At 68.6% G+C, this 14,675-nt stretch carries 8 protein-coding genes, 1 pseudogene and 1 riboswitch; of the genes and pseudogenes, 3 read left to right on the top strand and 6 right to left on the bottom strand.

The features are described 5' to 3' along the window. Positions 1-51 precede the first annotated feature (51 nt). Positions 52-1,044, top strand: coding sequence for an alpha/beta hydrolase (locus tag QE373_RS13170; protein WP_309687274.1), 993 nt, complete (start codon positions 52-54; stop codon positions 1,042-1,044). A 57-nt stretch (positions 1,045-1,101) separates the two neighbouring features. Here the strand turns inward: QE373_RS13170 and QE373_RS13175 are convergent, their stop codons facing one another. From QE373_RS13175 to QE373_RS13200, 6 genes are all read right to left on the bottom strand, one after another. Continuing rightward, on the bottom strand, positions 1,102-2,946 hold the full coding sequence (locus tag QE373_RS13175) for a S8 family peptidase (RefSeq protein WP_309687277.1): 1,845 nt from the start codon (positions 2,944-2,946) through the stop codon (positions 1,102-1,104). 63 nt (positions 2,947-3,009) lie between these two features. Next, positions 3,010-7,569: an ESPR-type extended signal peptide-containing protein gene (locus QE373_RS13180; RefSeq protein WP_309687280.1), complete on the bottom strand. Its 4,560-nt coding sequence runs from the start codon at positions 7,567-7,569 to the stop codon at positions 3,010-3,012. Positions 7,570-7,902: 333 nt separating this feature from the next. Next, positions 7,903-8,634, bottom strand: coding sequence for a response regulator transcription factor (locus tag QE373_RS13185; RefSeq protein ID WP_309687282.1), 732 nt, complete (start codon positions 8,632-8,634; stop codon positions 7,903-7,905). Between the two features lie 27 nt (positions 8,635-8,661). After that, positions 8,662-9,750, bottom strand: a complete 1,089-nt coding sequence (locus QE373_RS13190; protein ID WP_309687285.1) for a homoserine dehydrogenase — start codon at positions 9,748-9,750, stop codon at positions 8,662-8,664. After that, on the bottom strand, positions 9,747-10,985 hold the full coding sequence (locus tag QE373_RS13195) for an O-succinylhomoserine (thiol)-lyase (RefSeq protein ID WP_309687287.1): 1,239 nt from the start codon (positions 10,983-10,985) through the stop codon (positions 9,747-9,749). Before QE373_RS13195 ends, QE373_RS13190 begins: the two co-directional genes overlap by 4 nt. Continuing rightward, complete coding sequence (locus QE373_RS13200) at positions 10,982-12,013, bottom strand: homoserine O-succinyltransferase (RefSeq protein ID WP_057508708.1); 1,032 nt, start codon at positions 12,011-12,013, stop codon at positions 10,982-10,984. Before QE373_RS13200 ends, QE373_RS13195 begins: the two co-directional genes overlap by 4 nt. Before the next feature lie 79 nt (positions 12,014-12,092). Next, a riboswitch (SAM riboswitch) is annotated at positions 12,093-12,210 on the bottom strand. A 254-nt stretch (positions 12,211-12,464) separates the two neighbouring features. On the opposite strand from QE373_RS13200, the pseudogene QE373_RS13205 reads away from it, so the two are divergent. Continuing rightward, positions 12,465-12,941 (top strand): annotated as a pseudogene (locus tag QE373_RS13205) (M23 family metallopeptidase); the annotation flags it as partial. Positions 12,942-13,054: 113 nt separating this feature from the next. Further along, a complete protein-coding gene (locus tag QE373_RS13210) occupies positions 13,055-14,656 on the top strand; it encodes a peptide chain release factor 3 (RefSeq protein ID WP_309687290.1) in 1,602 nt (533 codons plus the stop codon). Positions 14,657-14,675: the final 19 nt, after the last annotated feature.

Below are 14,675 nucleotides of genomic sequence, written 5' to 3' on the forward strand. Positions count from 1 at the left end.
TGGTCGTCACGCTTTTCGGGGTAACCTCAGGCTTTCCCCCCGGAGCCCCCCATGCGCCTGTTGGCCGTCTCCCTGCTTGCCTGCCTTCCCTTCACCGCGCTCGCCGCTGACAGCTACGGCGCACGCCTGGAAGGCTTCGACTATCCCCATCCGGTAAAGACCTTCGCGTTGCAATCGCAGCGCCAGGCGCTGGAAATGGCCTATCTGGATCTGTCACCCTCGCGTACGCCGATCGGCACCGTGGTCCTGCTGCACGGCAAGAACTTCTGCGCGGCAACCTGGAAGGAAAGCTTCCAGCCGCTGCTCGATGCCGGCTATCGGGTGATCGCGCCGGACCAGGTGGGCTTCTGCAAGTCCAGCAAGCCACAGGGCTACCAGTATTCGTTCGGACAGCTCGCAGCCAACACGCATGCGCTGCTGCAGGCGCTGGGCGTGCAGCGCGCGCACATCGTCGGTCATTCGATGGGCGGCATGCTGGCAGCGCGCTATGCGCTGATCTACCCGGATGCCACGCAGTCGTTGTCACTGGTCAATCCGATCGGCCTGGAAGACTGGAAGGCACTCGGGGTGCCATGGCGAAGCGTCGATGCCTGGTATGCGAACGAACTGAAAACCAGTTTCGAATCGATCAGGAAGTACCAGCTGGATGTGTACTACAACGGCGACTGGAAGCCGCAGTTCGAGCAGTGGGCGCGGATGCAGGCCGGCATGTATACCGGGCCGGGCAAGGAGGCAGTGGCGTGGAGCCAGGCGCTGACCTCGGACATGGTGTTCAACCAGCCGGTGGTCTACGAACTGAAGAACATCACGGTGCCGACCACGTTGTTCATCGGCCAGACCGACCGCACCGCCATCGGCCGCGACCTGGCACCGCCTGCGGTGAAGGCAACGCTGGGCGACTACCCTGCGTTGGGCAAGGCCGCGGCCGCGGCCATCCCGGCAGCGCAGCTGGTGGAGTTCGCCACGCTGGGACATTCGCCGCAGGTGCAGGACCCGGCAGCGTTCAACAGCGCACTGCTGCGCTTTCTTGCTGCACGCCTCTGAGCGGCATCAGGGGCCGCCGAGGGCGGCCCCTGATGCTTTCGCGGATGCGACGCAGGGTCAGCGCGCCAGGGCCAGCACGCTGACGCCATTGAAGGTCGCCTCGCCTACCACCCGCAGGTACCAGGTGCCCGGCTGCGGACTGGCCACCACGATCGCTTCGGCAGTGCCGGCACGGCGGGAGCGGTACGCCGCATCTTCCACCGAAGGGGGGGCGCCGGGCGCGGCATACAGACTGACATCGCCGCGGCCGCCGAGGCTGCGCAGGTTGAGGCTGCGCGTGCCGGCAGGCACCTCGACCCGGTACAGCAACGACTGCGCCTCGCCACCGCCCAGCCCCTGCAGCAACACGCCACTCTGCAGTTCAGGTACCGGCGGCTCCGGCAGCGTATTGCCCAGTGCCAGCTGCACCGCACGGCCGGCATCGGCAAGCCCCGCACCAATGGAGCGGTTGGCCGGCGGCTGCACCGGGAACGGACGCACCGACTCCACCAACAGCTCGCGCACCTTCGCAGGCGTCAACGCATCCTTGCCCGCAGCCACCGCCGCCGACTGCATCAGCGCCACGATGCCCGCCACATGCGGCGATGCCATCGAGGTGCCCACCATGCCGACGATGATGTCCCGGCCTGCCACCGTCGCGCCATCATTGCCGGTGGACCAGACATAGCCTCGTGATATCCCGGCGCCACTGTCCGGATCGCCACCCGGAGCGGCCAGGTCCACGCGTGGGCCGTAGTTGGTGTAGCTGGCGATCGTGCCGCCCACGCCGGTGGCGCCCACGGTGATGACGTTGTCGCAGCTTGCAGGACTGAACTGCGAGGCATCGGCGTTGTTGTTGCCCGCCGCGACCACCACCGTGGTGCCACGCGACACGGCGAAGTCGATCGCCTCCTGCGTGGCCGGGTCCTGCGAGCAGGCGCCACCTCCGCCCAGGCTCATGTTGATCACATCGGCCGGGGTCGGATTGACCGGGACCCCGTCGATGCTGCCGCCCGCGGCCCAGACAATCGCATCGGCGATATCGGAGGTCAGGCCACCGCAATGGCCCAGCACGCGCACCGGCTGCACCTTCGCCCCCCACGCGGTTCCCGCCACGCCAAGCCCGTTGTTGGTCATCGCCGCTACGGTGCCGGCCACATGGGTGCCGTGCCAGCTGCTGTCGGCGCTGCCACCGCACCAGGGCATGGAAGCGTCGGTCCAGTCACCGGTATCGGTGGCATCGGGATCGCGCCCGTCGCCATCGCCGGCGATATCGGGCTGATCAGGCGATTGGCCGTACCAGGAAATGAAATCATAGCCGGCAACCAGGTTGTCCTTCAGGTCCACATGCGGCGTGGAGCCCGTATCCAGCACCGCCACCACCACGCCTTCGCCGGTGCTGTGGTCCCAGGCCTGTGGCCCGGCGATGCCGCCCACCGTGTTAAGCAGGTCCCACTGGTAGATCGGCAGCTGCGGATCGTTCGGCATGAAATCCAACGCGTACTTGCGTGAATCCAGCTGAGCGTACTGCACATCTGGATCCTGGCGAAGCTGCTGCAGCACTGCCTGCGCTTCGGCCTGGTCGAGCGGACGCGATGCCGCCACGATTTCCGCACCGGTGGCGCCGCGACGCAGCGCCTTCAGGCCCAGCGCTGCGCGCGCAGCCTGCGTGCCGGCGCTGCGCGCGGCGGCAGCACTCAGGCTGGACTGCACGCGGCTGCGGTCACGCGCCGGCGCACTGGCCGGCTTGTACTTGATGATGAAGCGTTGCACCGGTGCAACCGCGGGTTCTGCGGGGAGCTGCCGCAGCGGGACCACGCTGCGCGCCACGGCAATGTCGGCGGCGTGGGCCAGCATCGGCACGCTGCCGAGCGAGATGGCGAGGGCCAGAAGACTGGCCTGGGGAGTGAAGCGTTGACGCATGCGTGTTTCTCCAGAAGGACACATCAGGAAGAAGGCCGCTCCGATGAGAGCGGCCCCGGGGGTTCACAGATCGATGCCGAAACCGATGCCGGCGGAACGGTCGCTGCCACTGAACGCACCGCCCAGGCTGAAGCTGGCGCGCTCGCCGACCTGCTTGCCATAGCCGACCGAAAGGGCCTGCTCACCGTTCTGCCAGCCCGCGCCCACGGCCACGCGACCCCGTGGGCTGCGGCTGCCCGACGCGTTGATCGCCATGTTCATCATGGCGCTGCTCATCGCACCCTGGCGATCGATGCGCCGGTCCTGCTGGTGCAGGCGCTGGTCCACGCGCTGCGACAGGTCGACGAAGCGGTCGTCCATTTCCTTGAAGCGCGAATCGGTATACGTGCGTGCCGATGCGAGCGTCTGTGCATCGCCGGCCTGCATCTGACCGAGGTTGGCCGCATCGGTCGCGGCCGTGCCCGTACCGACATTGGAGATGCGGCGGGCATTTCCTGCACTGCCGACCGACACCACGTTCGCCTCATCCGCGACCGCGCCTTCGCCTATTGCAACCGAGCCCTTGCCGCTGCCTGCAGTGACCAGCCCGGGGGCCGCTTCACCACCGCCGTCGCCGGGCAATGGACCGACCGGCGGAGTGCCACCGTCTCCTGGGCCAGGACCCGGCGTTGCAGGGGCGCCCGATTCCAGCGCGCCCACGCGGTTGCCGAGCGCGCTCACCGCGCCATCCAGTGCGCTGACCGCACCGCCGACGTTGCCGAAGCGGGCACCCTGGACCGTATACACCGGCCCGATCAGCATGCCGTCGCCGCCCAGCGCCGCACCGCCGCCCAAGGCGCGCACCACGTCGGTGTGCTGGTTGACGTTGACCGCATCAGTGGCAGCCACGCCTGCGCGCAGGTTGCTGATCGACGTGCCCTGCTCCCCGCCCAGCGTGATCCGGGCCTTGTCCTTGTCCTCGTAGCGGACCGCAGTGGCACCGAGATCCCCCAGCCCGTCTCCGAGATCGGCAATGGCGCTGTCCATCTGCCGCTTGTTGACCGCGTCGGTCGCTTCCGTGCCATCGGCGACGTTGACGATCTGGCGCTCGGCCCCGGCGCTGCCGACCGACACCGACCTTCCACGATCAGCGCGACTGGACGAACCGATAGCTACCGAATCACTCGCCTCCGCCACCGCTGACGCGCCCAGCGCTACCGACTGCCAGCCGCTGGATCTGGCACCGGGCGCGATCGCCACGGCGTTGGTGGCAGTGCCCTGCGCGAATTCACCAATGGCGACGCTGCCACTGCCCAGTGCGTCGGCAAACGAGCCGATCGCCAACCCGCTCCATTCCGTTGCCCGAGCTCCGATGCCGTAGGCGGCGGAGTACAACCCCGTAGCCTCTGCGTTCCACCCTACGGCTGTGGAGCCATGCATCAGCGCTTTCGCACCGTAACCTACGGCGGTGCCTTCGGATCCGGCATGGCTGTAGGCTCCCACGGCAACGCCGTAGGCGTCACTGGCCGACGCCCCGAAGCCCAGTGCCGTCGCCTGCTCGACCGCAGTAGCGGCGGCACCCACTGCCAGCGAGTTGACGCCGGTCGCCTGGGCGCCCGCACCAAATGCACTGGCGCCCGGTGCGGCCGCCAGCGTCGTCCGTTGCACCTGCACGCCATCGACCAGCCCGAGATAAGTTCCGCCGACGGCTGTATTGAAATCTCCGGTCGCCGCGGAACCTTGGCCGATCGCCGTTGCGTTGGTTCCGATTGCGCTGCTGGCGCCGCCCAAGCCAATGGCGCCGTCGCCGAGCGCCAGTGCCTGCGGTCCCACCGCCGTTGCGCCTTCACCGCTGGCGAAGGGGTCGTCACTGCCGTCATCGGCACCGTCCACGGCTACGAAGCGACCGTTGCCGGCCTTGGCTTCGACACGCTTGAGCTGGGCCAGGTTCACTGCATCGTGGTCCTGGGTGCCGTCAGCCACGTCGGTGATCTGGCGCTGGATCACGCCGTGGCGTTCGCCCATCGCATCCCACCACTCCTCGGAGGCGCCGACCGACACGGCGTTGGCGCGGGTGGCCAGCGAACCATGGCCGAGCGCGACGCTGTCGGTGGCCTGCTCCTGCACCCACGACGCGCCGATGGCCACGCTGCGGTCGGCGTAGGCGATGGACATCGTACCCAGCGCGGTGGCGTATTGACCGTGGCTGTAGGCCAGCTTGCCGACCGCCACGCTGCCGTAGCCGTCGGCGAAGCTGCTGCCGCCCACCGCCGTGGCTGCACTGCCGGACGCGCGCGCGGTCGCCCCGACCGCCGTTGCCTGGTAGGCACCAGCGTGGCTGTCGTTGCCGACCGCCACCCCGAAGGCTTCACTGGCATCGGCCAGGGTACCCACCGCGATACCATTCCAGCCTGCGGCGCTGGCATCCCTGCCCAGTGCCATCGAACCCAGGCCCGTGGCGCGTGCGTTGCTGCCCAGCGCAGTGGCATAAGCGTAATCGGCCACACTGTCCGCGCCGATGGCGATGTTGTTGGACGCCATCGCCGGGTTGTCGTTGCCGATCGCCTGTGCATTGCTGCCCAGCGCAATGTTGTTGCCGCCCACGCTGCGCGCTTCCTCGCCGATGGCGATGCTGTCGTTGCCATGCGCTTCGGCCAGCCAGCCCAACGCCACGGCCTTCTGGCCGAACGCTGCACTCATCGGCCCCAGGGCCGTTGAATCGCTACCGGACGCACGCGCCGAGGCACCCAGCGCCATGCTGTTGCGGCCACTGGCATCGGTGTTGGATTCAATGCAGAGACCGTCGCAGACGTATTCCGCACCCAGGGCCATCGCTCCATCAGCCCGTGCGGCTGCCTTGTAGCCGGCCGCAATGGCGCGGAACCCGTCGGCCTGGCTGGATGCCCCGAGTGCCACGCTGCCATGGCCGCGCGCCGCGCTGAACGGGCCAAGCGCTGTGGAGAAGTCGCCCGTGGCCAAGGTGCCCACACCAACCGCCATGCTGGCCGGTCCGTCTGCGACGGCCTGGGTTCCCACGGCCACCGAGCTGTTGCCATTGGCCTCGGCCAGCCCGCCGACGGCCACGCTGGCGTAGCCGTTGGACGAGGACAACGAACCCAGCGCCAGCGCGCCCTGGCCGGCTGCGGTGCTACCGTCGCCAAGGGCGATCGACGATTGTGCGGTGGCGGATGCGCCACTGCCCTGCGCGATCGCGCGCTCGCCCAGCGCGCTTGCTCCACCGCCCAGCGCAAGCGAATCATCGCCGGTCGCCAAGGCACTGCCACCGGCAGCTACCGCGCGCTCGCCAGTGGCCAGGCTGTTGCTGCCCACCGCCAAGCTTTCAGCACCGTAGGCGGCGGCGTTGCTGCCGGTCGCCAGTGCCGCCTTGCCTTCGGCAGTGGCCTGGCTGCCCAGCGCCGTGGCCTTTTCACCGTGCGCGAGCGCATTGGCACCCAGCGCAGCGGCGCGGTTGCCGACCGCCTGCGTGCCTGCGCCCACGGCCACGGTGAAGTCACCGCCCGCAGCGCGCGCGTTGGCACCGATGGCCACACCCGCTTCGCTGTTGGTGCCCGCGTTGAAGCCTGCGGCGAAGCTGCCAGGTCCATACGCCTGCGCCTGAGCGCCGACAGCGGTAGAGCCCTGCCCGGCTGCCGTACTCAATGCCCCCAGCGCGGTTGCAGCCTGGTCCCCTTCGGCCGTTGCACCGGCACCGGCGGCGGTATTGCCGAACCCCGCCGCCACGCTGCCCTGGCCTATGGCGGTGCCGGCATCACCGATCACACTGGCGCCTTGCCCGAACGCGGCGCTGCCGATTCCCTGTACCCAGGCCTCGGCACCCACTGCAGTGCTGGCGTTGCCATCGGCGGTGGCGCGCGAGCCGATCGCGATCGCCTTGTTGCCGCTGGTCGAGGCGCGGTCGTTGCGGTCGGCGTCGCCATCTATCGCGATGTAGTCGAGCTCGCCCATCTTCGCGCGTACCTCGTCCAGCTGCGCCACGTTGACTGCGTCGGTTGCCGCGCTGCCGGCCTTGACGTTGGTGATCTGGCGTTCCTGTCCGCGGCGGCCGACCGAAACGGTTCCGGCGCGGTCGGCCAGTGCATTGCTGCCCAGCGCCACGGCATCGGCCGCATCGGCTTGCGCGTACGCGCCAAGCACCACCGAGCCAGCACCCTGTGCGCTCACGGTGGCGTTCTGCCCCAGCGCCGTGGCGCCCTGGGCCAGCGCGCGTGCACTCTGCCCCACCGCGGTGGCCGACCCGGCCGTCGCCCGTGCGTTGCTGCCGAACGCGGCGGCGCCCACAGCGGTCGCCCGTGCCTGGCTGCCGACGGCAATGGCATCGGCGGCCTGCGCGCGTGCCAGCACACCGACGGCGACGGCGCCATCGGCGGACGCCTGTGCATCATCCGTTCCGTCACCGCTGCCGCCGACGGCGACATAGCCGCTGGTGGGCGTGGCGGCCGGTTGCACGCGCAGGTCCTCCGTTGCAGAGGCGAAGCCGGCCGGCAACAGCAGCGCACCGGCAACGACGACGCATCCGGCGAGACGACGTCGGGCGCCTGCGCCACCGGCCTGGGTAGCGAGCTCCGATGCCACCACCAGCTGCTGCAGCGAGCGACTCCACACACGACTGAAAATCTTGTTCATCCCGCACCTCATGATTCGAAGGGCAACAGACTCCCGTCCCGCTATGGACCGGTGCGATGCACTGGTCTGGAGCGTGGCCCGAGTGTCCAGAGGGACGCTGTACAGGGCATTCGTTGAGTGCGCCCCGCAGCGACGCTGAGCAACGTACGATTCAGCCGCGATTGCTGTCACGCACGCGTTGTCACCAAATATTCACCACTTCTCACCGTTCCCCGGGTGCCCTGCCGTGCGGGTCTCCGCCGCACGCTTGGACACCCTTGCACACGCAGGCTGGACGTCGGCAGCCGGCATCCGGTGGTCCATCGCATGTTGCGGTTACTCCGGTCAGCCGGGTCAGGGCGCGAACACGTAGCCGGCGCCGTGGACCGCCGAAAGCGGAAACGGATGCCGGCTTGCCACCGCGACCTTGCGCCGCAGGCGGTGGATCAGCGAATCCAGCCGATGCATGTCGAAGGAGAACGGATCGGCGGTCAGGGTCGCGGCCAGCGCCTCGCGCTCGACCACTTCGCCGGCGTGCTGCATCAGGCAGTGCAGCAGCGGGCGCTCGCTGCGCGTCAACTGCACCGGCTGTCCACACGGTGCCAGCAGCCGCCAGCCGTTGCCGTCCAGTCGCCAACCCGGCTCAGCGGGGCGTGCAGACGGATCGTCGACCCGACGCAGTCGCCGGGCGAGGCTGTGCAGAGTGGCCGCCAGCAGCGCCGGTTCCGCAGGCTTGACCAGGTAGGCATCGGCGCCCTGCACCAGTCCGCGGACCTGGTCCTGCGGGCTCCGGCGCCCGGTCAACATCACCACCCCGACGGCCGGAAAACGCGAACGCAGCGACTGCGCCAGCTCGAAGCCGTCGGCGTCCGGCAGCCCGACATCCAGCACGATGATGTCGGGCCGGTGAGTCACCAGCAGGTGCTCCAGCGCGGCCGCCGTGCCCAGCCCGACTACGTCGAAGCCATGGTCGCGCAGGCGCGGCACAAGAATCCTTTCGCGAAGCACCGCATCGACTTCAAGCACGGCCACGCGCAGAGGGCTGATTACTAAATCGTTCACTGCAAACTCTTCGATCACTGCCATAAATCGATCATAGGCAGAACCGCGGGCTCAGCAGCGCTCGATTGTCTCCTTCCTCGCAATGCGCAGCACGTCATCCAGCAATGCCGCCGCCGTGACCTCCGCGCCCGCGCCCGGGCCCTGGATCATAAGAGGCTGATCGCGATATCGATCACTGTGGATCGCGACACGGTTATCCGTGCCCGCACCTGACGCGAGCGGATGCTCCGCCGCCAGCGCCTGCACACCCACGCGTGCAGCGCCCGCTTCGACGCAGCCGATGAAGCGCAGCACCTGGCCCGCTTCGCGTGCGCGCAGCCAACGCTGGTGGAGTGGCGCATCCAGCTGCGCGAGCTGTTCCAGCGCCTGCGCGTGCGGCAGCGTGGCCAGCGCCGCCGGCACCAGCGAATCGACCTGCACCTGTCCATCGGCGAGGTCCAGCCCGCTTGCACGCGCCAGTATCAACAGCTTGCGGCGGACGTCCTCTCCAGAAAGATCGAGCCGCGGGTCGGGCTCGGTGAAGCCGGCATCGAGCGCTTCGCGGACCGCCAGCGAGAACGGCTGGCTGCCGTCGTAGCGGTGGAACAACCAGGCCAGCGATCCGGACAGCACCCCTTCGATGCGAAGAATGCGATCCCCGCCTTCCACCAACGCGCGCAGGCTGCTCAGCAACGGCAGGCCCGCACCGACCGTGGCACTGTCGCCATAGCGTGCGCCACTGTCGGCACAGTGCGCCGCGATCTGCATGGCGCGCTGCGCATGCGCCCCCTGCCCCAGTTTGTTGGCGGTCACCACGTGCACGCCGCGCGCCAACCAGTGCGCGTGTTCGGCCGCGACCGTTTCACTGGCCGTCGCATCGACCACCACGTCACCGGCGTGCAGGCTGTCGGCCTGCTTCCACGGTGCGGCTGCGTCGCTGAGCCGGGGCGCTCGGCGCAGCGCATGCAGGGGCTGTTCCGGCGCACCGTCGCAGGCCAGCACCGCGCGCGAGTTGGCCAGCCAATCAAAGCGCGGCAAGGCGAGCCCGCGTGACTGCAGCGCCTGGTAGCGCGCGACGAACGCGGTGCCCACGGTGCCGGTGCCCAGCAGCGCCAGGCGGCGCGGCGCGGCATGGCCCAGTTCGACCACCTGTGCGTTCATGCGTCCACGACCTGTTTCTGCCGCGCCTGTGCATCGACCACGGCCGCCGCCCGGTCCAGTGCAGCGGCCAGGTCGGCCAGCAGGTCGCGTTCGGATTCGATACCCACCGACAGACGCAGCAGGCCTTCGCTGATACCAGCGGCCTGGCGTGCCTGCACGGTCATCGCCGCATGGGTCATCGTCGCCGGATGCGCCACCAGGCTTTCCACCCCGCCCAGCGACTCGGCCAGGGTGAAGTACTGCAGGCCATCAACGAAGGCACGCACGGCCGCGTGCGGATCGCCGCCGTCGCAGTTCACCAGTTCGAAGGACAGCATGGCGCCGAAACCGGATTGCTGGCGTGCGGCGATGGCATGCCCCGGGTGGTCGGCAAGGCCGGGGTAGTACACCGCGCTCACCGCGCGATGGGCGGCCAACAGTGGCACGATCGCCGCGGTGTTTTCCTGGTGCACGCGCAGGCGTGCATCCAGCGTGCGCAGGCCGCGCAGGGTCAGGAACGCATCGAACGGCGAACCGGTCAGGCCCAGCGCATTGGCCCACCAGGTCAGCTGCTGCGCCAGTTCCGGATCGCGCGCCACCACCGCCCCCCCCACCACATCGCTATGGCCGTTGATGTATTTGGTGGTGGAATGCAGGACCAGGTCGGCGCCGAACGCCAGCGGCTGCTGCAGGGCCGGCGACAGGAAGGTGTTGTCGACCACCACCAGCGCGCCGGCCTTGTGCGCGGCATCGATCACGAAGCGCAGGTCGGTGATGCGCAGCAGCGGGTTGGACGGGGTTTCCACCAGCACCAGCTTCGGTGAACCGGCCAGCGCCTGGGCCAGCGAGCGCGGGTCGGTCAGGTCGGCGGTGACCAGCTTGAACTGGCCTTTGCCTGCCAGTGCGTTGAACAGCCGCCAGCTGCCACCGTAGGCATCGTGCGGCACCACCAGGGTGTCTTCCGGTCCCAGCAGCGCCTGCAGCACCAGGCTGATCGCGCCCATGCCGGTCGCGGTGACCACGCCGCCCGCGCCGCCTTCCAGCTCGGCCAGCGCCTCGCCCAGCAGGTCGCGGGTCGGGTTGCCGCTGCGGGTGTAGTCGTATTGGCGCTTGTTGCCGAAGCCGTCGAAGCTGAAGTTGGAGGACAGCACGATCGGTGGGGTCACCGCACCGTAGGCGCTATCGCGGTCGATGCCGGCGCGCACTGCGGCAGTGGTGCGGCTACAGGACGGCGTGCCGTTGTTGTCGTGGCTCATGCGGTTTCTCCCGGGATGCGGATGGCGTTGGCGAGGATCGCGTCGATGCGATCGGTTTCTTTCAGGAAGGCGTCGTGGCCGTAGGGCGAGCGCAGCACGCGCAGGCTGCCGCGCGGGCCCAGCCCTTCGACCAGGCTGACCAGGTCGGCCAGCGGCACCAGGCGGTCACCTTCGACGGCCACCACCACGGTCGGCAGCAGCAGCTGCGCCGGCTCGATGCGGTGCAGGTCGATGGATTCGGACAGGCGCAGCCAGGCCGTGACCGGCGTGCGCGCGACGTACTGCGCGGCGGCGGCGTCCAGGTAATCTTCGGCGGCCACGCGCACGCGCCCATTGATCACTTCCGGCGCGGCGTCGAAGCGCTCGCTGAACTCTTCCGGCGTGCGGTAGCTGAGCATCGCGAACTGGCGTGCCAACGCCAGGCCGTTTTCATCACTGCACTGCAGCTGGCCCAGGGCCACCGCACGCCGCTGCAGCGCGCGCCATGCCGCTGCATAGGGATGCGCGCGATGCGCACCGCTGACCACCACCAGCCGCTGCACGCGCGGGCGGTGGCGCACGCCGAACTGCTGGGCGACCAGCGCACCATAGGAGTAACCGACGAAGGCCTGCAGCTGCGCGATGCCGAGATGGTCCAGCAGGATCGCCAGCGCATCGGCCTGGTCGGCGGTATCGATCGGCACGTCCAGCGCGCCATCGGCGCCGATGAAATCGAACGCCAGCACGCGCAGCAGCTGCGGGTCGAGCGTCCGCCCCGGGCCGACCAGGCCTTCGGCCCAGCCCTTTTCGACGAACTGGGCATTGGCTGCCACGTGGCGGTTGGCGGAAATGCCACCGGCCAGCACCACCACCGGCGCGTCGGCAGGGCCTACCCATTCGTAACGCAGGCGGATCGGGCGGGGGCCGGCGTGGCGCATGTCCAGCACCGCGGCGAACTCGCCGCGTGCGGCATGCACACGGTCTTCGACCGGCACGCTGACGGGAACAAAGGAGTCGGGGCGGAGGGCGGTGCTGGGGGCGAAGCTCATGGCGGCATCCAATAAGGAAAACGGCCATCGAGCCTTCGCGGGACTCGCGTCCAAGTCCTGCCCTTGCAGGGCACGGCTCGAACCATCTTCCGGTAGACACGGGGTCCCCGCAGGATTTGGCACCTACGCTGACGCTTTCGCGCCTGCGGGCTGCCCCGGCTTCAAAGGGCCTGTCCCTCTGCCGGTCTCGATGGTGGAGCCACGATGCCAGTGTATTTTCGTCATGTCAATCCCTTCATGCGGATGAAGAGATGGATTCATTCGCAACTTCCGCCTGCCGCTGCGCGGGCTGCTACAGTCCGCCCTCCTGCTGCCACGCCGAGCCTCGATGCGCCGTCTGCTGCCGTGCTGCCTGATCCTGCTGTCCGCGTGGGCGCGGCCCGCCATGGCGGCAGACACCGCCGACTGGCGCGCCGGCTGGGGCCTGTCAGGCGCCCCCGCGGCCGATTCGTTTGCCTACCAGTTACCGTTCGATGCCCGCCGCTTCAGCGTGGGACAGGCGCCGCAGGGCCGCTTCAGCCACCGCGACGCCGAAAACCGCCATGCGGTGGACTTCACCCTGCCCGAAGGCACGCCGGTTCTGGCCGCGCGCGCCGGCCGGGTGACCCGGGTGCAGGCGGGCTTCAGCGGCAATGGTCTGGACCCGCAGCGGGACCGCGAGCGCGCCAACTATGTGCGCATCGTGCATGACGACGGCAGCATGGCGGTCTACGCGCACCTGCAACACGCGGGCGTGCGCGTGCGTGAAGGCCAGCAGGTGCAGGCCGGCCAGCTGATCGGCCTGTCCGGCAACACCGGCTACAGCACCGCCCCGCACCTGCATTTCGCCGTGCAGCGGCAGCGCGGTACCCAGCTCGAGTCGATCCCGGTGCGCATCGTCACCCCGCGCGGCCAGCTCCACTTCGAAAAAGGGGACGGAGGGGATTAAGGCGCATTCGGCCCGAACGCGGCCTTTCACGTCTTAATCCCCTCCGTCCCCTTTTTCGGCGATAATCATCGGCTTACTTCATTGATCTGCGCCCCGGGCGGGCGCCCCCTGCCATGTCCGAAGTCGCCACCGAAGCCGCGCGTCGCCGTACGTTCGCCATCATTTCCCACCCTGATGCGGGCAAGACCACGCTGACCGAAAAGCTGTTGCTGTTCGGCGGTGCGATCCAGATGGCCGGCTCAGTGAAGGGCCGCAAGGCTGCACGCCACGCCACGTCCGACTGGATGGCGCTGGAGAAAGAACGCGGTATTTCGGTTACCTCCTCGGTGATGCAGTTCCCGTACGAAGGCAAGATCGTCAACCTGCTCGATACGCCCGGCCACGCCGACTTCGGCGAGGACACCTACCGCGTGCTCACCGCGGTGGACTCGGCGCTGATGGTGATCGACGTGGCCAAGGGCGTGGAAGAACGCACGATCAAGCTGATGGAGGTCTGCCGGCTGCGCGACACGCCGATCATGACCTTCATCAACAAGCTGGACCGCGAGGGCAAGGAACCGATCGACCTGCTGGATGAAGTGGAAAGCGTGCTCGGCATCCAGTGCGCGCCGGTGACCTGGCCGATCGGCATGGGCCAGCGCCTGAAGGGCGTGGTCCACCTGATCTCCGGCGAGGTGCACCTGTACGAGCAGGGCCGCAACTTCACCCGCCAGGACTCGATCATCTTCCCGTCCATCGACTCGCCCGGCCTGGCCGAGAAGATCGGCGCGCAGATGCTGGCCGACCTGCGCGACGAACTGGAACTGGTGCAGGGCGCCAGCCACCCGTTCGACCTGGACGCCTACCGCGCCGGCAAGCAGACCCCGGTGTTCTTCGGTTCGGGCGTGAACAACTTCGGCGTGCAGCCGCTGCTGGACTTCTTCGTTGAACACGCCCCGTCACCGCAGGCGCGTGCCAGCACCGGCCGCGCCGTGCAGCCGCAGGAAAACAAGCTGACTGGCTTCGTGTTCAAGATCCAGGCCAACATGGATCCGCAGCACCGCGACCGCGTGGCATTCATGCGGGTGTGTTCGGGCCGGTTCGCGGCGGGCATGAAGACCCTGCACGTGCGCACCGGCAAGGACATGAAGCTGGCCAACGCACTGACCTTCATGGCCAGCGACCGCGAGATCGCCGCGGAGGCCTGGCCGGGCGATGTCATCGGCATCCACAACCATGGCACCATTTCCATCGGTGATACGTTCACCGAAGGCGAGGCGATCACCTTCACCGGCATCCCCAACTTCGCCCCGGAACTGTTCCGCCGTGCGCGCCTGCGCGATCCGCTCAAGCTCAAGCAACTGCAGAAGGGCCTGGCGCAGTTGTCTGAAGAGGGCGCGACCCAGTTCTTCCGTCCGCTGATGAGCAACGACCTGATCCTCGGCGCGGTCGGCGTGCTGCAGTTCGACGTGGCCGCGTACCGCCTGAAGGACGAATACGGCGTGGAAGCGACCTTCGAACCGGTCAGCGTGGTCACTGCGCGCTGGGTCACCTGCAGCAATGAAAAGAAGCTGGAAGAGTTCCGCGAGAAGAACGCGCTGAACCTGGCGGTGGATGCGGCCGGGCAGCTGGTCTACCTGGCACCGACGCGGGTCAACCTGCAGTTGGCGCAGGAACGCGCGCCGGACGTGCGGTTCTCGGCAACCCGTGAAGCGGCCTACACCGCTACGTCCTGAACCAGAGGGTCATGGCCGG

The organism is Stenotrophomonas sp. SORGH_AS_0321, from assembly GCF_031453215.1.
Classification (GTDB): domain Bacteria; phylum Pseudomonadota; class Gammaproteobacteria; order Xanthomonadales; family Xanthomonadaceae; genus Stenotrophomonas; species Stenotrophomonas chelatiphaga.

Excerpts from the sequence above, each read along its gene's own strand:
- QE373_RS13210 (WP_309687290.1), top strand. The coding sequence starts at position 13,055 with ATGTCCGAAGTCGCCACCGAAGCCGCGCGTCGCCGTACGTTCGCCATC.
- QE373_RS13180 (WP_309687280.1), bottom strand. The coding sequence starts at position 7,569 with ATGAACAAGATTTTCAGTCGTGTGTGGAGTCGCTCGCTGCAGCAGCTG.
- QE373_RS13175 (WP_309687277.1), bottom strand. The coding sequence starts at position 2,946 with ATGCGTCAACGCTTCACTCCCCAGGCCAGTCTTCTGGCCCTCGCCATC.
- QE373_RS13200 (WP_057508708.1), bottom strand. The coding sequence starts at position 12,013 with ATGAGCTTCGCCCCCAGCACCGCCCTCCGCCCCGACTCCTTTGTTCCC.
- QE373_RS13195 (WP_309687287.1), bottom strand. The coding sequence starts at position 10,985 with ATGAGCCACGACAACAACGGCACGCCGTCCTGTAGCCGCACCACTGCC.
- QE373_RS13170 (WP_309687274.1), top strand. The coding sequence starts at position 52 with ATGCGCCTGTTGGCCGTCTCCCTGCTTGCCTGCCTTCCCTTCACCGCG.
- QE373_RS13185 (WP_309687282.1), bottom strand. The coding sequence starts at position 8,634 with ATGGCAGTGATCGAAGAGTTTGCAGTGAACGATTTAGTAATCAGCCCT.
- QE373_RS13190 (WP_309687285.1), bottom strand. The coding sequence starts at position 9,750 with ATGAACGCACAGGTGGTCGAACTGGGCCATGCCGCGCCGCGCCGCCTG.